General features: G+C 70.3%; 16 protein-coding genes. 1 reads left to right on the forward strand and 15 read right to left on the reverse strand.

Going from position 1 to position 20,377, the window contains the following annotated elements:
• Positions 1 to 157: 157 nt before the first annotated feature.
• Complete coding sequence (locus tag ACIRDU_RS00475; protein WP_403572314.1) at positions 158 to 2,374, forward strand: family 43 glycosylhydrolase; 2,217 nt, start codon at positions 158 to 160, stop codon at positions 2,372 to 2,374.
• 3 nt (positions 2,375 to 2,377) lie between these two features.
• Here the strand turns inward: ACIRDU_RS00475 and ACIRDU_RS00480 are convergent, their stop codons facing one another.
• The 15 genes from ACIRDU_RS00480 to ACIRDU_RS00550 all read right to left on the reverse strand — a co-directional run bounded on the left by ACIRDU_RS00480 (position 2,378) and on the right by ACIRDU_RS00550 (position 20,249).
• The gene (locus ACIRDU_RS00480) at positions 2,378 to 3,481 is read right to left on the reverse strand and encodes a dienelactone hydrolase family protein (protein WP_403575056.1); all 1,104 of its coding nucleotides are present in this window, start codon (positions 3,479 to 3,481) and stop codon (positions 2,378 to 2,380) included.
• Positions 3,482 to 3,494: 13 nt separating this feature from the next.
• The gene (locus ACIRDU_RS00485) at positions 3,495 to 4,310 is read right to left on the reverse strand and encodes a hypothetical protein (RefSeq protein ID WP_403572317.1); all 816 of its coding nucleotides are present in this window, start codon (positions 4,308 to 4,310) and stop codon (positions 3,495 to 3,497) included.
• A 106-nt stretch (positions 4,311 to 4,416) separates the two neighbouring features.
• Positions 4,417 to 5,742 carry a polysaccharide lyase family 1 protein gene (locus ACIRDU_RS00490; protein WP_403572320.1) on the reverse strand — a complete coding sequence of 442 codons (1,326 nt, stop codon included), beginning with the start codon at positions 5,740 to 5,742 and terminating at the stop codon, positions 4,417 to 4,419.
• Between the two features lie 32 nt (positions 5,743 to 5,774).
• Positions 5,775 to 6,572: a rhamnogalacturonan acetylesterase gene (locus ACIRDU_RS00495; RefSeq protein WP_403572323.1), complete on the reverse strand. Its 798-nt coding sequence runs from the start codon at positions 6,570 to 6,572 to the stop codon at positions 5,775 to 5,777.
• A gap of 136 nt (positions 6,573 to 6,708) precedes the next feature.
• Positions 6,709 to 8,055 carry an ABC transporter substrate-binding protein gene (locus tag ACIRDU_RS00500; protein ID WP_403572326.1) on the reverse strand — a complete coding sequence of 449 codons (1,347 nt, stop codon included), beginning with the start codon at positions 8,053 to 8,055 and terminating at the stop codon, positions 6,709 to 6,711.
• A gap of 47 nt (positions 8,056 to 8,102) precedes the next feature.
• Positions 8,103 to 10,088, reverse strand: a complete 1,986-nt coding sequence (locus ACIRDU_RS00505; protein WP_403572328.1) for a pectinesterase family protein — start codon at positions 10,086 to 10,088, stop codon at positions 8,103 to 8,105.
• Positions 10,089 to 10,130: 42 nt separating this feature from the next.
• Positions 10,131 to 11,639, reverse strand: coding sequence for a family 43 glycosylhydrolase (locus ACIRDU_RS00510; protein ID WP_403572331.1), 1,509 nt, complete (start codon positions 11,637 to 11,639; stop codon positions 10,131 to 10,133).
• Entirely contained in the window at positions 11,636 to 12,481 is an 846-nt protein-coding gene (locus ACIRDU_RS00515; RefSeq protein WP_403572334.1) for a PmoA family protein, read from the reverse strand. The genes ACIRDU_RS00510 and ACIRDU_RS00515 overlap by 4 nt, the downstream gene beginning before the upstream one ends.
• The gene (locus tag ACIRDU_RS00520; protein WP_403575059.1) at positions 12,478 to 13,677 is read right to left on the reverse strand and encodes a Gfo/Idh/MocA family protein; all 1,200 of its coding nucleotides are present in this window, start codon (positions 13,675 to 13,677) and stop codon (positions 12,478 to 12,480) included. The genes ACIRDU_RS00515 and ACIRDU_RS00520 overlap by 4 nt, the downstream gene beginning before the upstream one ends.
• Before the next feature lie 8 nt (positions 13,678 to 13,685).
• Positions 13,686 to 14,921 carry a polysaccharide lyase family 1 protein gene (locus tag ACIRDU_RS00525; RefSeq protein WP_403572337.1) on the reverse strand — a complete coding sequence of 412 codons (1,236 nt, stop codon included), beginning with the start codon at positions 14,919 to 14,921 and terminating at the stop codon, positions 13,686 to 13,688.
• A gap of 47 nt (positions 14,922 to 14,968) precedes the next feature.
• A complete protein-coding gene (locus tag ACIRDU_RS00530; RefSeq protein ID WP_403572340.1) occupies positions 14,969 to 15,865 on the reverse strand; it encodes a carbohydrate ABC transporter permease in 897 nt (298 codons plus the stop codon).
• Positions 15,862 to 16,797: a carbohydrate ABC transporter permease gene (locus tag ACIRDU_RS00535; RefSeq protein WP_403572343.1), complete on the reverse strand. Its 936-nt coding sequence runs from the start codon at positions 16,795 to 16,797 to the stop codon at positions 15,862 to 15,864. The genes ACIRDU_RS00530 and ACIRDU_RS00535 overlap by 4 nt, the downstream gene beginning before the upstream one ends.
• Positions 16,798 to 16,942: 145 nt before the next feature.
• On the reverse strand, positions 16,943 to 18,685 hold the full coding sequence (gene araD / locus ACIRDU_RS00540; protein WP_403575062.1) for an L-arabinonate dehydratase: 1,743 nt from the start codon (positions 18,683 to 18,685) through the stop codon (positions 16,943 to 16,945).
• Positions 18,682 to 19,593 (reverse strand): dihydrodipicolinate synthase family protein, encoded by a 912-nt coding sequence (locus ACIRDU_RS00545; RefSeq protein ID WP_403572346.1) that lies wholly within the window; start codon positions 19,591 to 19,593, stop codon positions 18,682 to 18,684. Before ACIRDU_RS00545 ends, araD begins: the two co-directional genes overlap by 4 nt.
• The gene (locus ACIRDU_RS00550) at positions 19,590 to 20,249 is read right to left on the reverse strand and encodes a GntR family transcriptional regulator (protein WP_403572349.1); all 660 of its coding nucleotides are present in this window, start codon (positions 20,247 to 20,249) and stop codon (positions 19,590 to 19,592) included. Before ACIRDU_RS00550 ends, ACIRDU_RS00545 begins: the two co-directional genes overlap by 4 nt.
• Positions 20,250 to 20,377 lie beyond the last annotated feature (128 nt).

The raw sequence follows: 20,377 nt of genomic DNA on the forward strand, positions 1-20,377 counted from the left end.
GAAAGGGTTGCCGCCGTCACGTGCGCCGGAGACCTCGACGTTCCGAAACTTTCGGAACCACCGGCCTCATGTCCACCCGTTGACGGCTCGCGTCCCTCCGGTGAAACTCCGAGGGCCGCTATCCAACAGAATCCCCCACACTCCGACAGGAAGTGTCATGCGCCCCCGCATCGCCCGCACGCTCCTGCTTCCCTTCCTGGCCCTGACCGGCCTGCTCCTGACCCTCCTCACGGCACCGCCCAGCACCGCAGACCCCGGAGCCCCACCCGTGAAGCACAGCAAGTACGCCGGCTATCTCTTCGCCTACTTCACCGGTGAGGGAACCGCCGACGGCGAGCAGATCCGCTACGCCCTCAGCCGCGGCAACGACCCGCTGCACTGGCGTGAGCTGAACGCCGGCAAGCCGGTACTGACGTCCACGATCGGCGAGAAGGGCCTGCGCGACCCGTTCGTCATCCGCTCCCCCGAGGGCGACAAGTTCTACCTGATCGCCACCGACCTGCGGATGTACCAGAACTCCAGCGGCAGCTGGGACCAGGTGCAGCGGCACGGCAGCAAGTCGATCATGGTCTGGGAGTCCACCGACCTGGTCCACTGGACCGACCAGCGTCTGGTGAAGGTCTCCCCGGACAGCGCGGGCAACACCTGGGCCCCGGAGGCCTACTGGGACGACGAGCAGGACGCGTACGTCGTCTTCTGGGCGTCGAAGCTGTACGCCGACGACGACCCGGACCACAAGGGCAACACGTACAACAAGATGCTGTACGCGACGACCAAGGACTTCCGCACCTTCAGCGAGCCGAAGGTCTGGAACGACCCGGGCTACTCGGTGATCGACTCCACGGTCGTGAAGTACAAGGACGAGTACTACCGCTACACCAAGGACGAGCGGGACCCCAGCTCCTCCAGCCTCTGCTCGAAGTTCATCACCGGGGAGAAGTCCACCTCCCTGACCTCGACGAGGTACGACTTCGTGGCCGACTGCATCGGCAAGGGCGCGATGGACCGCGGTGAGGGCCCGACGGTGTTCAAGTCGAACACCGAGAAGAAGTGGTACCTGTTCATCGACGAGTACGGCGGCCGCGGCTACCTCCCCTTCGAGACCACCGACCTCGCCTCCGGCAAGTGGACCCCCTCGGAGAACTACCAGCTCCCGGCGAGCCCCCGGCACGGCACGGTCCTGCCGGTGACGCAGAAGGAGTACGACCGTCTGCTGGCCGCCTACCCGGCCACGCCCACCTCGGTCGTGGACGCGACGGCGAAGCACCAGAAGGGCTACTCGATCGTCACGGACAGCGCCTCGAAGGTCGTCCTGCCGATGGAACCGGACGCCGATGTGCGGGGCCTCGCCCCCAGGCTGTGGGTCGGTGAAGGCGCCGAGTTGAGCCCGAAGTCCGGCACCCGCCGTGACTTCCGCAAGCCGCAGAAGTACACGGTCACCGCCGCCGACGGCACCCGGCGCACCTGGACGGTCGAGGCGGTCCGCACCCGCAGCCCGATCCTTCCGGGCCTGAACGCCGACCCCGACGTGCAGTACCTGAACGGCCGGTACTGGATCTACCCGACGACGGACGGCTTCCCGGGCTGGAGCGGCACCCAGTTCAAGGCGTACTCGTCGAAGGACCTGGTCCACTGGAAGGACCATGGCGTCATCCTCGACCTCGGGCCGGACGTGAGCTGGGCCGACAAGAACGCCTGGGCCCCCGCGATCGCCGAGCGGAACGGCAAGTACTACTTCTACTTCTGCGCCGAGCAGCAGATCGGCGTGGCGGTGGCGGACTCCCCCGCCGGCCCCTTCAAGGACGCGCTCGGCAAGCCGCTGGTCGCCAAGGGCGGATCGCTGAAGGGCCAGATGATCGACCCGGCGGTCTTCACCGACGACGACGGCCAGGCCTACCTGTACTGGGGCAACGGCCGCGGGTACGTGGTGCCGCTCCACGACGACATGGTGTCGTACGACGCGTCGAAGGTGCGGGACATCACCCCGGCGAACTTCCGCGAGGGCTCCTTCGTGATCAAGCGCAAGGGCACCTACTACTTCATGTGGTCGGAGGACGACACCCGCAGCGAGAACTACCACGTGGCGTACGCGACGGGACCGTCCCCGCTCGGCCCGTGGACCAAGCGCGGGACGATCCTCGAGAAGCGGCCCGAGTACGGCATCCTCGGCACCGGTCACCACTCGGCGGTGAACACCCCCGGCACCGACGACTGGTACGCCGTCTACCACCGCTTCGCCCTCAACGGCCCCGGCCGGCCCGGCGGTGACGGCATGCACCGCGAGACCACCGTCGACCGCATGGAGTTCGCGGCCGACGGCACCGTCAAGCCGGTGGTCCCGACGCTGGGGGGCATCCAGCCGGTACGTCGGTGAGCCTCACAGGACGTCGTCGAGCCAGCTGAAGACCTCGTCCTGCATCTGATCGGCGAAGACGTGGCCGAGCTCCGGCCACGTCTTCGTCCGCAGCCGCTCCTCGGCATGACGCGAACGCCAGACGGCACGCAGCTTGTCGTACGCGGCCCGCACGCCTTCGGCCGGGAACAGCGTGTCGAGTCCGCCGTCGAAGAACAGCATCGGCCTGGGGACGGCGATGCTCGCCACGTCGGGGATGTCGAGGTGCCGGGCGAGGCCGGGGTGGAGCATGTAGTACGCCGACTGCCCGCGCAGCGTGTTGTTGCCGGGCACCATCATCTCCGTCAGCCCGGTCATCCAGCACACGCTCGCGGCGGCCGCGACGTGGTCGCTGAGGGCGGCGGTCTGCCAGGCCCGGTAGGCGCCCATGGAGAAGCCGACGGCCGCGACCCGCCGGGCGTCCACCCGGTCGAGGCCCGCCAGGAACGCGGCGGCCCGCTGGTCCTCCCGGGCCATGAACCCGGCGAGCGAGGAGCCCAGGTGGTAGAAGTTGGACGCCAGCGCCTGCTGCTGGTCGTAGGCGAGGGGCCCGCGATCGCCCCATCCGAGCGCGTCCAGGCACAGCACCACATAGCCGCGCCGGGCCAGTTCGTCCCCGACGAACCGCCCGCTGAAGTGTTTGTCCGCCCAGGCCCGGGCGGAGGCGAGGCGCGTGTCGTCGTACCAGGGCCGGACGAGTTTCTCCTTCCCGATGTCGAACCCGCCGCCGTGGTCGTGCAGGAGCAGCACGGCGGGGAAGGGCCCGCGCCCGTGCGGGGTGAGCAGGGCGCCGCGGACCCGTTCGTAGCGGGTGAGGGAGACGGTCACCAGCTCGCGGGTGCAGTCCCGCGTCCGGGAAGGGCCGGTGAACTCCGGCGCGTACGGCGTCCCGTCCTGCCGCTCGACGAGGAGGTGTTCCTCGACGGTGGCGCGGGCGGCCCGCCGCCAGGCGCGGACGTCGCGGATCGGGGACCGTCCCCACGCCAGCGGGAAGGTCAGGGCGTCCTTCAGGGCCGGGTGGAAGCCGGGCAGCGGCCCGTCGACGACCGCCGCCTCCGCCCCGCTCACCGCTCCCCCGCCGGTGAGCAGGGCGCCGGTGCGCTCAGCACTCCCCCTTCCAGGGCTCCCAGTCGCCGAGCCAGGCGGCGCGAGTCGCGGACCGGGCCTGCACGGGGGTGAGTTGGGGCCGGTTGGCGGGGACGGAGATGTCCGCGCCCGGTCCGGTGTTGCGGTACTCGGCGAAGCGCTGGTTCTGCCACGGGTGGGCGTCCGACATGTCGGCGTAGGGAGCGACCGCGTCGATGCCCGGGCCGAGCCGGGTGTCCCGCACGGTGAGCATGGGGCGGGCGGTGGTGTCGGAGCTGGGCACCCAGGGCCGGGCCAGCTTGTAGTAGCCGTCGGGTGCCTCGCTGCTGACGCGGCTCCGGGTCACCAGGTAGCCGAGCGGATCGGCGGCGGCGGTCGACGGCGCGAAGACGAACCCGTACGGGGCGCCGGTCGGGTCGGTCCGTGTCAGGGTCCGGAAGTGGCACCGCTCGGGCTTGGGGGTTCCGGCCGCGTTGTCGTACACGATCACGACGTCACGGGGGTTCTCGCTCGCCCCGATCCAGGTCATCCCCGTACGGGCGCGGTCGACGGCGACCGTCTCCCGGTAGGTGTCCGGAGCGATGACCAGCGTCCAGCCGCTGCCGGCGGCGACGACGGCTTCCCGGACGGAGGTGTGGTCGCCGCGGCCGCGCGGATCGACGTACAGCGTCTTCGGGCTGAGGCGGGCGGCCGGTGAACCGTACCGGCCGAACGGGCGCTGTCGTCCGGTGGCCCGTGCGGGGACCGGCGCGAGGGCGAGTGCGGCGCCCGTCCCGGCGCTCGCGACGAGGAATCCTCTGCGGGGGATGGAACGGTGGAAGTGCGAGGACATGCGGCTGTCCCTTCGCGGTGCGGCTCGTGCCGGGTGATGGTCCGGGGAGGGGCCGGGCCGGGCGCACCTCGTGGCGTGCGCCCGGCCCGGCCGGTTCTCGGGAGCGTCAGCAGATGCGGCCGGCGCCCGCGCGGTGGTCGACGATTCCGGGCACGGCCTTCGCCGGGTCGACCTTGGTCCGCAGGGTCGGCGTCCAGCCGGCGCCCGACTGGAGGGTCTCGCCGGGGATCTCCGCGTTGTGGACGGCGATCAGGTCGGTCGGCTTGCCGTTGACGTAGTTGTTCGCGGCGGTGACCGGCGCCTCCATCCACTTCTTCAGGATCTTCGCCGGACTGAGCCCCTTGGGCAGCGTGAAGGCGTTGTGCTCGGCGACGAGCTGGGACTCCTTGCCGATGCCGAAGCTGTAGACGTAGTCCTGGCCGGCCACGAAGTGGTTGTTGTACGTGTCGACCTGTCCGAAGCGGACGCGCGGCGCGCGCTCGACCACGTCGCGGAACAGGTTGTGATGGAGCGTCACCTTGAGCTTGCCCCGGTCGCCCACGGCGGTCGACTCGCTGTCACTGTTGCCGATCATGAGCGTCTTGTCGTGGTCGGCGAACACGTTCCACGAGGCGGTGACGTAGTTGGATCCCCGGACGATGTCCAGCAGCCCGTCGTGCTGCTGGTACAGCGTGCCGAAGTACGTCGGTGCCTCGCTGTCGGGGTGGCTGCCGTCGGTGAAGGTGTTGTGGTCCATCCAGACATGGGTGGAGCCGTAGACGACGGCGGTGTCGTACTCGGAGTTCCAGGCGCCCGTGGAGGTGTCGGTCGGGTCCCACTGCGGGAAGCAGTCGAGAGGGCTCTCGAAGGTGAGGTTGCGGACGATGACGTTGTCGACGCCCTTGATCTGGAGGCTGGCGCCCTTGAAGCCCGCGTTCTTCCCGAGCCCGATGATGGTGGTGTTGGCGGGCACGCCGGCCTTGATGGCCTGGTCCTGGTTGTCGGCGGAGGCGCGGCGCAGCCCTTCCGGGCTGTCGGCGGGCTCCTGGCTCAGGTCCTTGTCCAGGCCCCACGTCTCGGGCGCGTACTTCTTCAGGTAGGCGTCGAAGTCGTATCCGGGCGCGGCGAAGGCGTCGCACCCCTCGGAGACCGCGTCGATGGTCCCCTTCACCTTGATGATCTTCGGTGCGCTGCCGCCCGCGGCGAGGGCGGCCTTGAACTGGGCCCAGGTGCTCACGGTGTAGACGTGCTCGGCGTCGGCGGCGGCGCCGCCGGTGGTCCCGGTGCCGTAGGACCCCCAGCCGTCCTTCGCCCCGAGCGTCTGCCGGGCGGGATCGCGGGAGTCGGCCCGGGCGGCGGCGGTGCCGGTGAGGGACAGCGCCAGCGCGGTGCAGCCGGCGAGGGCGGCAACCCTCATCGTCATGGCATGCCCATGCCATCTACGTGGGTGCATGGTGCGCATCTCCTTTTCGAGGGGCGGGGGTGTTACGCGGTGGCCTTCGGCCAGGTGATCCAGGACTCGGGGATCGTCTCGTCCAGCCGGCGCACGTCGCCCGGCGTGAGCACCCGGGTACGCAGCATCTCCCGTGCCACGAGCCGCGCCACCGCGATCGCGCCCGGCGGGTTGAAGTGCGTGTTGTCCTGCTCGGTCGCGGTCCAGTTGAAGTACTTCTTCGTCTCCTCGACGCCCAGCCTCTGCCACAGCGCGATCGACAGCGCCTGGATGTCGAGCAGAGTCACCTGCTCCTCCTTGGCGAGCGCCCGCATGGCCGCCGGGTAGTCGCCGTGCGTCGGCAGAGCCTTGCCGGCCGCGTCGAACTTGCGCCGCTCGACGGACGTGGCGAGCACGGGCCGCGCCCCACGCGCCCGGGCCCCGTCGATGTACATCCGCAGATGGTCCTGGTACGTCGTCCAGGGCTCGGTGTACCGGGCGGGGTCGTTCGCCTTCTCGTCGTTGTGACCGAACTGGATGAGCAGGAAGTCGCCCGGCCGGATCTGGCGGAGGATGACAGCGAGCCGTCCTTCATCGACGAAGCTCTTGGAACTACGTCCGTTGACCGCGTGATTGGCGACCGGCCGATCCTTGTGGAGGAAGAACGGAAGCGCCATTCCCCACCCGGTCTCGGGCGCCGCATCGGCGTACTTCTGTGCGGCGGTGGAATCACCGGCGATGTAGAGGGTCCGGGCGCGGCGGCCGGTGGCCTGCGCGGTACCGGTGGCGGCGAAGGTGAGAGGAACGGCGGCAACAGCGGCCGAGGTGACTTGTCTACGGCTCAGTGACACGACAAACCCTTCTTTCAGCGGGCACCCAGGGGCGCGGGGGTGTTTCCGTATGTGGCTCCACCGCGTGTACGCGACCAGCCCGGGACGGCCCGCAGCCTGCACACCGCAGGCCGTCCCAGGGCGAAACCCGGCAGCGTCAGCCCTTCTGCTGGTCCCACTCCGCCTGAGCCTCGTTCAGCTGATCGGCCATCTTGTCCAGGAACTCCTCGGCGCTCATGTCGCCGAGCAGGACCTTCTGGAAGCTGGGCTCGTTGTCGGCCTTGGAGATGGTGTTCCAGTCGGGCAGGTAGTACGGCAGCTGGACGATGGTGGTGGAGCCGTCGTTGAGGGCCCCGGCGGCGAGCTTGGTCGGCTCGGCCTTGGAGATCCAGGCGTCCTTGGCGGCGTCCGTGTTGGACGGGATGGCGCCGGCCGACTCGTTCCACTTGGAGTTGGACTCGTGCGAGGCGGCGAACTCGATGAACTTCCAGGCGGCCTCCTTGTTCTTGGAGCTCTTGAACAGGCCGAGACCGTCGACCGGGTTGGAGACCTGGACGCGCTTGCCGCCGGGACCGGTGGGCTGCGGGATGCCGCGGAACTTGCCGGGGCCGAGCGCCTTCACATGGTCCTGGTAGGAGCCCAGGTTGTGGTTGAGCATCCCGATCGTGCCGGAGTCCCACTGCGCGACCATCTTGGTGAAGTCGTTGTTGAGGTCGGCGGCCGGCGTGTACTTCTTGTACAGGCCGGCGTACTTCTGCAGCGCCTCGACGTTCTTCGGGTCGTTGACCGTGGTCTTCTTGCCGTCGGCGTCCCAGAAGGACGTGATGCCGGACTGCCCGTACATCGCGTCCAGCGCCTGTGCGATGGAGCCCGCGCCGCCGCGGATCGTGTAGCCGAACTCGTTCTTCTTGGCGTTGGTGAGCTTCTCTGCGGCCTCGTAGAACTTCTCCCAGGTGGTGGGCGCGTCCAGGCCCGCCTTCCGGAACAGGTCGGTGCGGTAGTAGAGGGTGCCGTTGTTCGCGGAGGTCGGGATCGAGTACAGCGCGTCCCCGCCACCGGCGGACTTCAGCGACTCGACCATGCCCTCGTTGAGCTTGTCCTTGAGCGTGGACTTGCCGAGTCGGCCGTCCAGGGGATCCAACGCGTTCTGGGCGGCGAACCCGGCGGCCATCGCCGCGCCGACACCGCCGACGTCCGGCAGACCGCCGCCCTGGATGGCGGTGTCGACCTTGGACTGGTACTCCGTGGCGGAGATACCGACGTAGTCGACCTTGATGGACGGGTTCGCCTTCTCGAAGTCGGCGATGATCTGCTTCCAGATGTCCGTGCGGACACCGCCGTTGTTGTCCCAGAAGACGATCTTGCCCTTGCCGCTGCCCTCGGCCCCCTTGTCGCCGCCGGCGCCGCTGCCGTCGTCACCACAGGCGGTCGCGGTCAGGGCGAGGACGGAGCCCAGGGCGACGGCGGTGGCCGCGTGCCTGCTTCTGCGGATGCTGCTCTTCATGGTCGGCTCTCTCTTCTGGATCAAACGGAGATATGAAGCTGTGGGGGTCAGTGGCGTGCGTGGGGCGCCCAGTTGTCGTTGCCCTCGAGGTAGGCGGTGACGGTGTGCGTCCTCGCGTCCTCGTCGCTCATCTGCGGCCGGTCCTGGGTGACAGCGGCCCCCGGCCCGTAGTTCCGGTACTCCGTGAAACGCGCGTCCTTCCACGAGAAGCCACTCATGTCCGTCCACGGCGAGGACTTGATCGCGGCGGGCAGCCGGGTGTCGCGGATCAGTACCTGGCCCACCGCGTTCGGCTCGCCGCCCGGGTGCCAGGGCCTGCCGAGGTGGAAGCTTGCGTCCGGCGCGTCGCTCACGATCTTCGAGCGGGTGATCAGGAACCCGTACGGGTTGCCCGTCCACGTCGAAGCGGCGGTGACCCACCCGTTGTTGGTCGTCGACCCGCGGCTGAGCGCCTTGATCACGGACCGCTCGATCACGGTCGTGGCACGCCCGTAGATGAAGTCGACGTCGCCCTCGATGTAGGAGTCGCGGACGTACACCCGGCTGATCACGTTCAGCTTGGGGCTGTCGGTCATCAGGGTGTCCTGGTTGCCCAGGAAGGCGGTGTCCTCGAAGACGATCCGGTCGCCGGTCGTCTTCATCGCCAGGGCCTGCTCGCCCTTCAGCTCGACCGAGGCCTCGTCGAAGTCGTTGCTGAAGGTGAGGTTGCGTGCGGTGACGTCGTTCGCCGCGATCCGCACGGTGGCACTGCCGGTCGAACCCCCGTACTCGGCGGGCGTGTTGTGGACGATGACGGTGTCGGAACGGTCACGGCCGGTCCCCCGGAGCAGGATCTTCGGCTTGGCCGCCGGGATGACCACCTTCTCCCGGTAGGTGCCCGGCGCGACCGCGATCGTCACCGGCACGTCGTTGCCGTCGGGCACGGCGTCCACGGCCGCCTGCACGGTCGGGTAGGCGCCCGGGACGTCGAGGGTCACACCGATCCGCTCCTGCGGACCGGAGAACTTCTTCACCAGGGCGGGGACGGCGCGGGCGGGGTCCAGCCGGTAGTCGTAGAAGTCGCGCGGGGTGAAGGCCGCACCCCATTCGTCGGTCCGCCCGGTGGTCTTCCTCAGGATCGACCCGCGCTCCACCAGCTCCGCGGTGGCGTCGGCCTGGTAGGGGTGCTGGACCCGGTCGTAGTAACCGTTCTCGATGACCATCTTGGTGCGGCCCCGGGACCAGTTCCCGTACGTCCACACGGGGTCGCCGTCGGCCACCTGTGCCGAGACGTAGTTGTTGTACAGGTGCGCGTAGGCGCAGTTGTCCGCCGAGGGATTGCGCTGCTTCGTGCCGGTGAACCAGTTGTGGTCGATGGTGATCTGGGTCTGGACGTTGTCCGTCCAGCCGATTCCGAACGCCTTGTTGTGATGGGTGAACTGGTTGTAGGAGACGGTGACGTACTGGCTGTCCTTGCGGATGTCGAGCAGGCCGTCGCCCATGTGGGTGAAGCGGTTGTGGTCGATCCAGACGTGGTGGACGGAGTCCATCTGGATGGCGTCGAAGTCGGTGGTCTTGCCGTCCCAGTCGCCCTCGACGTAGGAGTCGCGGATCGTCAGGTTGCGGATGATGACGTTGTGCGTGCCGGGGTTGAGGTGCAGTTCGCCGTGGACGATCTCACCGGTGTCGCCGACGCCGATGATCGTCTTGTTCGAGGCGACGACGATGTCCGAGCCGAAGGGCTGGACGGCGACCGCCCCCGCCACCCGGATGACGTACGGCTCCTCGGCGGCCGCGTACTTGGCCAGCGAGGCCTGGTCGGTGACCGTGACGACCTTGCCGCCGGCACCGCCCGTGGTGCCTCCGGCCAACGAGGCGAAGCCGTGGGCCCGGTCGGTCCAGCGGGCGGCCGCCGGTGCGGACTTCTCGGCGGAGACGGGTTCGGCGGCCCTCGCCTCCCCGGTCATTCCCAGTCCCAGGGCGGCGACCAGGCCCGCGACGGCGGCCAGGGCGACACCCGGTCTGGGCAAGCGCTTGCTACGGAGGTGCGTCATTGCGGCTCCCAACAGGCGAGAGGGGCGTACAGATGCGGTGGGTTACAGGGCGTTGATCCGGAAGTGCGTGAACGTGGCGGCGCCCGCGTGCCCCGACCCCACGGGCGCGAGGGCGAAGAGGCCGAGCAGGGCGCCGACCCAGCGCCAGGGGGTGGCGGCGAAAACGGGACCCGACGGGCACGGGCCGTCGCCGAGGTCGTAGGAGAAGCGGCAGCGGGCTCCGGCGCCGATCTCGATGCGGAGCCTGACGCGCCCCTCGGGTGCCAGGCGCGGGTGGGCCGCGTCGCGCTCCCGCTCGGCGACCCCCTCGGCGAACCGGTGCACGAGGTGGACCGAGCCGTCGGCCCCGCGCTGCAGGCCGATCCAGCCGAACGCGTCCCCGAGGACCGCGAGTCCGGCCCTCGCCCCCGGCTCCTCACTGTGCAGGCGCAGTTCCACCTCGACGGCGGACGGCGCGCCGGGCAGCCGCTGGGTGAGGAGGTTCGGGAGTTTGCGCAGGTCGTGGGCGTCGACCGAGCGGACGCAGGCCAGCCGCAGCCCGTCCGCGGAGTGCTGGGTGGCCCAGCCGTCGCGCGGATTGGCCGTCCACTGCCACTGTCGGCCGTACCGTCCGCCGGGGAAGTCGTCGTCGGTGGCGGGCGCGGCGGGCGGCTGTGGCGGCAGGGCGGGGCGGCGGTGTTCGGTGACAGGAGCGCCGTCGTCCCCGAGCACCGGCCAGCCGGCCGGACCCCAGCGCATCGGCTGGAGGTGCACAACCCTGCCGTAGGCGCCGCGCTGCTGGAAGTGCAGGAACCAGTCCTCGCCGGACGGGGTGCGCACCCAGCCGCCCTGGTGGGGGCCGTTGACGTCGGTGTCCTTCTGCTCCAGGACGATCCTCTCCTCGTACGGCCCGAAGAAGCCGCGCGAGCGGAAGGCGCCCTGCCAGCCGGTCTCCACTCCCCCGGCGGGGGCGAGGATCCAGAACCAGCCGTCGTGCCGGTAGAGCTTGGGACCTTCGAGGGTGAACCAGCCGGGTATGCGGTCCCCGTCGACGATCACCTTGCCCTCGTCGAGGAGTTCGGTGCCGTCGGGACGCATCCGGTGCCCGGTGAGGCGGTTCTTGACGCCGGAGCGGGACTTGGCCCAGGCGTGGACCAGATAGGCCTCGCCGGTCTCCTCGTCCCACAGGGGGCAGGGGTCGATCAGGCCCTTGCCGGCCTTCACCAGATGCGGCCGGGTCCAGGGACCCCTGATCTGCGGGGCGTTGACCTGGAAGATGCCCTGGTCGGGGTCGCCCCAGAAGATCCAGAAGCGTTCGTCGTGATACCTGAGGGAGGGGGCCCAGACTCCGCAGTCGTGCCGGGGCCTGTCGAATTCGGCGGCCGGTTCGAGCCGTTCGAGGGCGTGCCCGACCAGGGTCCAGTTGACCAGGTCCCGGGAGTGCAGCAGCGGCAGTCCGGGGGCGCGGCCGAAGCTGGAGGCGGTCAGGTAGAAGTCGTCGCCGACCCGGACGACGTCCGGGTCGGACCAGTCGGCGTCGAGGATGGGGTTGCGGTAGGTCTCGGAGGTCACAGGCTCACCGCCTTGCGGACGAGGGACGCCGCGTCGTCCCGGTCGAGACGGCCGTCGGCGACGACGGTGACCACCCGGCGCACGACGGTCTCGCCCGGCGGGATCGGCACCCGCTCGTCGTACGCCATGGAGGAGCCGACCCCCGGGTACTCCTCGGTGCGCACGAACCACGGGTCGCGGCGGGTCTGTTCGGTGGCGCCGGCGAAGACCAGCGTCCAGGTGCCGCCCCGCAGAGCGATCCAGTCGGCGGGACGGCCGTGGACCTTCTCCTCGCCGTCGGCCCCGGCCGTGAAGACCTCCGGCGCCGAGGACTCCTTGCGGGCCCGCCAGAAGAAGCCGCCGTAGGCCGCGCCCGGGCGCCCGTTGGTCGCGGGGCTGCCGACCGACAGCGGGCTCCTGGTGACGTTGGTGAGGGAGAACGTGAGGTCCAGCGCCCAGGCCCGGCCGGTGAGTTCGGTGGCCGCTACCGTACGGCGTTCGCGCAGCAGCTCGCCGCACGGGGCCACCCAGCGCAGCTCCTCCACGAAGCCGTCCGGGTCGCGCAGCTGGAAGGCGATGTGCCGCTGCGAGCCGTGGTTGTCGAGCTCGGTCGGGCCCTGGTCGCGGACGTAGGTGCGTCCGCCCCAGAAGTTGAACCCCTCGACGTCGGGAACGGCGACACCGACGCCGAGGTGGTGTGCGTGGTCGGCCGGGCCGACTTCGGTCACGGTCGTGCCGGCCAGGGTGGTGACTGGGTGCAGGTAGGGGCGCGGGGAGAGCCGGACGGGCAGCTCGGGCCGGGTGACGTACCGGCCGACCGGCCGGCCCGCGACGCGCAGGACCGCGGTGTCGTTGCTGGTCATCGGGTGCTCACCTCGTTCGACAGGTGCGCCCAGGGGGCGCCGAGCTCGGAGTAGAGGGAGAGGGTGTCGGCGGCGGCCGCGACGAGTCCGTCGATTCCGGGCACCACCCGGCGCCTCTCGCCGGGGACCCGGTGCCAGGCGGTGTCCGGCAGCGGCGCCGGGTCGGGAGCCGTGCGGATGGCCTCCACGACCTTCATGAAGGCGCCGGTCTCGTCCGGTGGGACCAGCAGGTCCGCGCCGGTGGTGAGGTGGTCGACGAGGTTCTCCAGCAGATCGGTGCGGCCGTGTTCGGACTCCTCCGGGCCGTGCCCCGCGCGCTGGAGCAGCACGCGGTCCTGCTTGTACCAGAAGGTGATCCGGCCGCTGCTGCCGTGCACCAGCACGTACGGCTCGTCCGCCTGCTCGGCGCACAGGGTCGCGGCGACGGTGACCGGGTGGCCCTGGGCGGTGGTGACGCGGACGCAGGAGGTGTCGTCGGACTCGATGGCGTTGGCGCGCAGCAGTTCGGTCTCGATGCCGGTGACGTCCTCGGCGTGGGTGCTGCCGCCCAGGGCGAGGGCGGTGGCGACGGCGTGGGCGAGGGGGTTGGTCAGCGCCCCGTCGATCACGTCGACGCCGTTCAGCCGCCGCTTGCCGGCCCAGGGCGCCCTCCGGAAGTAGTCCTCGTCGCGCACCCAGGCACCGGCTCCGCCGAGCCCGACCAGCTGCCCGATCGCGCCCTCCTCGACCAGCGCGCGGACGGCGGGCAGGGCGTGCGAGCCCAGCGACTGGAAGCCGATCTGGCAGACGACACCGGCCGCGGCCACCCCGTCGGCCATCCGGCGGAACTCGGAGTAGGAGGGGGCGGGCGGCTTCTCCAGGAGGAGGTGCACGCCGCGTTCGGCCGCCGTGAGGGCGAGGTCGGTGTGGGTCGGGATAGGGGTGCAGACCACGGCGATCCGGGCGCCGGTGGAGTCCAGCAGGGCACCGAAGTCTGCGGACTGCTCGGGCGTGCCCAGGTCGCCGAGCTCCTCCTCGGTCAGCGGCGTCAGCTCGCAGACGCCGACGAGCCGTACCGTGCCCTTGCGCTGGAGGCGGCGGATGTTCTCGACGTGCCAGCGGCCGTGACCGCGGGCGCCGGCGAGAACGAGGGGCAGGGGGGTGCTCAGCGGGCGGTCGCGGGCGCTGCTGTGGGTTTCGTCCATGGAGTCGATCATGCGACCGGTCATGGGATCCTCCCCGCTCCCGCACCGCGGGCCACCGCCCGGTCGGCCGCCCGGGCGCTGTCGATCCGCCCGTGCAGGGTGGGCGTCCAGCCGACGTCGGCCGTCAGGTCGCGCTCACTGCCCGAGTTGTAGGCGTTGTGGATCGCCAGCAGGTCGACCGGGAAGCCGTTGAAGAGCGTGCCGCTCTGGTGCAGGGCGCTGCCGTTCCAGCTCTTGACCAGGTCGGCGACCTCCACATGGCCGGGCGCGTGAAAGGCGTTGTTCTCGGCGTGGATCCTCGACTCGGTGGAGACGCCGAGGGAGTAGCGGTAGTCGTCGCCGGTGATGTCGTACCGGTTGTTGTAGACGTGCACCTGGCCGAAGCGGACACGCGGGGCGCGCTGGACGACCGACTCGAACGCGTTGTGGTGCAGGGTGACGCGGAGCTTGCCGCGGTCGCCGGTGGCCGTGTCGCCGTTGCCGATGAGCATCGCCTTGTCGTGGCCGGCGAACCGGCTCCAGGAGACGGTGACCAGGTCGGAGCCGCCTGTGATGTCCAGCAGGCCGTCGTGGCGCAGGTAGTTGCGGGCGAAGTGGGTGGGCTCGCCGGAGTCCGGGTGGCCCTTGTCGCTCAAGGTCACATGGTCCACCCACACATGGGTGGCTCCGGTCAGCCAGATGTTGTCGTACGCCGTCTTCCAGTCGCCGAGGCCGCCGGTGTTGGGCTGCCAGACGGGGAAGCAGTCGTAGGCGTCGCGCACGTCCAGGTTGCGCACGATGACGTTGTCCGCGTCCTTGACCCGGAGGCTCGCGCCCTTGAGGACGGCCGAGTCGCCGAGGCCGACGAGGGTGGTGTTGGAGCCGACGGGCAGCACGATCCGCTCGGCCTGCCGTGCGGCGGAGGCCTGGCGGGCCTCCTCCTGGGGGCCGCTGGGCTTGGCGGAGCCCCAGGTGCGGGGGTCGTAGGCGGCGAGGTACTTCTTCAGGCTGTAGCCGCCGGTGGCGTAGTCGGCGCAGTCCAGGCGGTCGCCGTCGTCGTCGGTGTTGGCGTCGATCGTGCCGGCGATCTTGATGATCTTCGGAGTGTCGCTGCCGCCGTCGAGGGCGCGGACGAGCCCGGCGCGGTCGGTCACCGTGTACACGTGCTCGGCGTCGGCGGCCGCTCCTCCGGTGGTCCCCGCTCCCTGGGCGGCCCAGCCGTCGTTCGCCGGGAGGGTGTCGCGGCCGATGTCCCGGGCATCGGCGTGCGCGGGCATGCAGAGCACCCCCGACAACCCTGCGGCAAGGGCGAGTCGTTTCGCTCTCATCCCTTCACCGCCCCCGCGCTGAACCCGGTGATCAGCCACTTCTGGATGAAGGCGAACACGATCACGACCGGCACGGCCGCGATGATGCCTCCCGCGGCGAGCGCGCCCAGGTCGACGCTGTCCGCGCTCATCAGGGAGTTGAGGCCGACGGGGATCGTCTGCTTGTCCTGGTTGTTCAGGAACATCAGGGCGAACAGGAAGTGGTTCCAGGAGTGGACGAAGGCGAACGAGCCGACGGCGATGAGCCCGGGGCGCAGCAGCGGGAGCACCACGATCCGGAAGGCCGTCATGCGGTTGCAGCCGTCCACCCAGGCCGCCTCCTCCAGGGAGTACGGCACGTTCTTGATGAAGTTGCTGATCAGGATCATCGACAACGGCAGCTGGAAGACCGTCTCGGCGAGGATGACGCTGCCGAGCGAGTTGATCATCTGCAGTTCGGCGAAGATCTCGAACAGCGGGACCAGCAGCAGCGCGCCCGGCACGAACTGGGAGCACAGCAGGGCCAGCATGAACGCCCGCTTGACCTTGAAGTCGAACCGGGCGAGGGCGTAGCCGCCGGCCAGCGCGACGAGCGTCGTCATGAGCAGGGTGGCGACGCCGACGAGGACGCTGTTGGTGAAGTAGGTGCCGAAGCTGCGCTCCGTCCAGACCTTCTCGAAGTGGTCGAAGGTCATCGGCCAGGGCACGAGCGAGGTCGAGCCGGCCGGGCGCAGCGAGAACAGCAGGATCCAGTAGAAGGGGACGAGGGTGAAGATCAGGTAGATGCCCAGGGGCAGGTAGATCTGCCAGCGGGGCGCCTCGTCCCAGGCCCGGTGGCCCTTGGCGGGCCGCGGCGGTTCGGGGGTGGCGCGCACGGGGGCGGGGACCGTCTTGGTGGCTTCCTCGACGCTCACTTGCTCTCGCCTCCGAACTTGCTCAGCCGCAGGTAGACCATCGAGCAGAAGAGCAGGATCACGAACGCCACCGTGGTCAGGGCCGACGCGTAGCCGAAGTTGTGGGCGTCGACGGATGTGTTGGCGATGTACAGCGGCAGCGTGGTCGTCTCGCCTGCGGGGCCGCCGCCGGTCAGGGTGTAGAGCAGGTCGACGTTGTTGAACTCCCACACCGCGCGCAGCAGCGTGGACAGGATGATGGCGTCCTTCAGGTGCGGCAGGGTGATGTGCCAGAACTGCTTCAGCCGGCTCGCGCCGTCGACCTCGGCGGCCTCGTAGAGGTCCTTCGAGACGGACTGGAGGTCGGCGAGGATGAGGATCGCGAAGAACGGCACCCCTCGCCACAGGTCGGCCACGATCGCCGCCGGGAACACGGTCGAGGTGTCCGACAGCCAGCTCGTCCCGTAGGAGCCGATGCCCATGTCGGCGAGGTAGCGGGTGATGCCCGTCTGGGAGTTGTAGAGCAGCACCCAGATCGCGGAGGTCAGCACGCCGGAGACGGCCCACGGGGAGAAGACCAGGGCGCGTCCCAGGCCCCGGCCCACGAAGGTCTGGTTGACGATCAGGGCGAGCGCGAGGCCGAACAGCAGCTGGAGGCCGACCTCGACGACGACCCACTTGGCGCTGAAGACCAGCGTGTCCCAGAAGACGGGGTCCTCGGTGAAGGCGTGGACGAAGTTGTCGAAGCCCGCGAAGCCGTTCCGCCACGGCTTGGTCGGGTTGTAGTTCTGAAGGCTGTAGTAGAAGACGCTGATGACCGGGTAGGCGATGAACCCCAGCATGAGCAGGGCGGCCGGCGCGATCAGCAGGTACGGGAGCCTGCGCGGCGTGGCGGAGGCCCGGCGCCGCCGGGGTGGCGCGGGCGGTTTCGCCACGGCTGCGGCTTGGGCCATGACTGTTCTCCGTTCTCAGTACGTCTGGTACGTCGTGCGTCGGTACGTGCGCGGGAAGCGCTTTCTTCCCGGGCATGGTCGTGCCGGGTCGTGCTGAGGAGCGCGGTTGGTGCCGTCGTGCGGTGGCGCTTGGCTCGTGCGGTGGTCAGCCCGCGTACGGGTCGGCGACCCGGCCCGGACGGGCGAGGAACTCGAAGTCGCAGCCGGTGTCGGCCTGCGTGATCTGCTCGTTGTAGAGCGCGCCGTAGCCGCGCTCGTAACGGGTCGGCGGCGGCGTCCAGTCCGCCCTGCGCCGCTCCAGCTCCTCGTCGTCCACGTGGAGGTGCAGCGTGCGTGCCTCGACGTCGAGGGTGATGGAGTCGCCGGTCCGCACGAGGGCGAGGGGTCCGCCGATGTACGACTCGGGCGCGACGTGCAGTACACACGCGCCGTAACTCGTGCCGCTCATCCGGGCGTCGGAGATCCGGACCATGTCCCGCACGCCCTGCTTGAGCAGGTAGTCGGGCAGCGGCAGCATCCCGTACTCGGGCATGCCCGGGCCGCCCTTGGGGCCGGCGCCCCGCAGCACGAGCACGTGCTCGGGGGTGATGCCGAGCGCCGGGTCGTTGATGGTGCGCTGCATCGTCCTGTAGTCGTCGAAGACGACGGCGGGGCCGGTGTGCTTGAGCAGGTGCGGCTCGGCGGCGATGTGCTTGATGACCGCGCCGTCCGGGCAGAGGTTGCCGCGCAGCACGGCGACTCCGCCCTCCGGCGCGACCGGGTCGTCCCGGGTCCGGATGACGTCGCCGTTGTGCACCTGCGCGCCGTCGATCTGCTCCCGCAGCGTGTCGTACGAGACGGTCGGCCGGTCCAGGTGGAGCAGGTCCGGGATCCGGGAGAGGAATCCGGGCAGGCCACCCGCGAAGTGGAAGTCCTCCATCAGGTACGTCCGTCCGCCCGGCCGTACGTTGGCCAGCACCGGGACCGTGCGGGCGATGCGGTCGAAGTCGTCGAGGGTGAGCCGGACGCCCGCCCGGCCCGCCATGGCGATCAGGTGGATCACGGCGTTGGTGGAGCCGCCGAGTCCGAGCACGGTCGTCACGGCGTCCTGGAAGGCCTCGGCGGTGAGGATGTCGCTCAGCTTCCGGTCCTTGTGGACCAGTTCGACGATCGTCATGCCCGCCTTGGCGGCCATCCGGTCGTGCCCGGAGTCGACGGCCGGGATGCTGGAGGCGCCCGGGACGGTGACGCCGAGGGCTTCGGCTGCGGCGGTCAGGGTGGAGGCCGTGCCCATCGTCATGCAGTGGCCGGGCGAACGGGCGAGACCGCTCTCCAGCTCCTGCATCTCGCAGTCGCCGATGACCCCGGCCCGCTTGTCGTCCCAGTACTTCCACATGTCGGTGCCGGAGCCGAGGACCTCGTTGCGCCAGTGGCCCGGCAGCATGGGCCCGGCCGGCACGAACACCGCCGGCAGGTCGACGCTGGCCGCCCCCATCAGAAGGGCGGGCGTCGACTTGTCGCAGCCGCCCATCAGCACGGCCCCGTCGACCGGGTAGGACCGCAGCAGCTCCTCCGTCTCCATGGCGAGCAGGTTGCGGTAGAGCATCGGGGTCGGCTTCTGGAAGGTCTCGCTGAGCGTGGAGACCGGGAACTCCAGCGGGAAACCACCGGCCTGCCACACCCCCCGCTTCACGGCCTGGGCTCGCTCGCGCAGATGGACGTGGCAGGGGTTGATGTCGGACCAGGTGTTGAGGATGGCGATGACCGGCTTGCCCAGGTGCTCCTCGGGCAGGTATCCGAGCTGGCGGGTGCGGGCCCGGTGGCTGAAGGTGCGCAGCCCCTCGGTGCCGTACCACTGGTGGCTGCGCAGCTCCTCGGGACGCTTGCCCCGCTGGTTCCCGCCGGTCACAGCGACCACCCGGCGGCTATGGCGGCGACCTCGGCCCGCTCGCTCTCCGGCAGCGGCTTGCTCGGCGGGCGGACCTCGCGCCGGCACAGCTCCAGGGAGGCGAGGGCCTCCTTGACGACGGTGACGTTGTCGGCGGAACCGTTGGCGGCGCGCAGCTCCTCGAAGCGGCGGATCTGCTCCCAGACCTTCATGGCGGCCGGGTAGTCGCCGGAGCGCAGCGCCTCGATCATGTTCAGGGACACGGCCGGGGCGACGTTCACCAGCCCCGAGGTGAAGCCGGTGGCGCCGGCGGAGAAGTAGGAGGGGGCGTACGGCTCGGCGAGCCCGGCGACCCACACGAATCGCTCCAGACCCGCGTCCCGGGCGAACGCGGCGAACCGGGCCGCGTCCGGGACGGCGTACTTCACGCCGATGACGTTCGGGCAGGCGTCGGCGAGTTCGGCGAGCCGGGCACCGGTGAGCTGCGCGTTGCGGATGTACGGGACGACGCCCAGCTCGGGCACGGCCTGGGCGATGGCCCGGTGGTAGTCGACCCAGCCGGCCTGGGAGACGTACGGGTGGACGGGCTGGTGGACCATCACCATCCGGGCGCCGAGGTCCCGGGCGTGCCGGGCGGAGGCGACGGCGGTCGGGATGTCGTGTCCGACGCCGACCAGGACGACGGCCCGATCCCCGGCCTCGTCGATCGTCAACTCGGTGACGAGCCGGCGCTCTTCGGGGGTCAGGGCGTAGAACTCACCGGTGTTGCCGTTCGGGGTGAGGGTGGTGATGCCGCCGTCGAGCAGACGGCGCAGCAGGGCCCGGTGGGTGTCCTGCGCGACGGAGCCGTCCTCGGCGAACGGGGTCACCGGGATCGCCACCACGTCGGCCAGGGCCGCCCGCTGGGTCTCGAACGCCACGCTGCTCATTCCTGACCTTCCTGTTCCAGTCCTGCCTGGGGGAAAGCGCGCTGCACGAAGGACGCGATGTGCGCGTGCAGGGCACGCGCCGCGCCGTCGGCGTCGCCGTCGAGGGCGAGCCGCAGGATCTCCCGGTGCTCGCCGGCCTCCCGGTCCCAGGAGGGCGAGGCGGCCCACGCGACGGCGGAGACGAGGGCGGCCTGGTCGCGGACCTCGTCGAGCATCCGGCCGAGCAGCGGGTTGCCGCACGGCAGGTACAGGGCGCGGTGGAACTCGCGGTTGGCGAGTGAGCGTTCGGCGGTGTCGGTGGCTGCGTCGGCCCGGGTCAGCGCCTCGCGGGCGACGTCCAGGGAGGCCCCGCGCCGCACGGCCCGCCGCAGCGCCTCGGGCTCCAGCAGCAGCCGTACGTCGTAGACCTCGCGCGCCATGTCCGCGTCCACCAGGCGCACTGTGACGCCCTTGTACTGGCTCATCACGACCAGGCCGGTGCCGGCGAGGGTCTTGAGCGCCTCGCGCACCGGGGTCTTGGACACCCCGAACTGCGCGGCGAGCTCGGTCTCGACCAGCGCCTGCCCGGGCGTCAACTGCCCGGTCAGGATGCGGTGTTTGATCCCCTCCAGCACGTACTGCGTGCGGGAGGGGATCGGCGTGGGCACAGAGGTCATGCGCGCCTCTCGGATCTCGCGTCTCGGTGGATCGCGTATCGGATCTCGCGTATCGCGTCTCATATATGACGTACGAAGTACGACGCGATGACGGTAGGAGGGCGCGTTCGCTGCGTCAATGCTTCCGG

Source organism: Streptomyces sp. NPDC093598 (assembly GCF_044764825.1).
Lineage (GTDB): Bacteria > Actinomycetota > Actinomycetes > Streptomycetales > Streptomycetaceae > Streptomyces.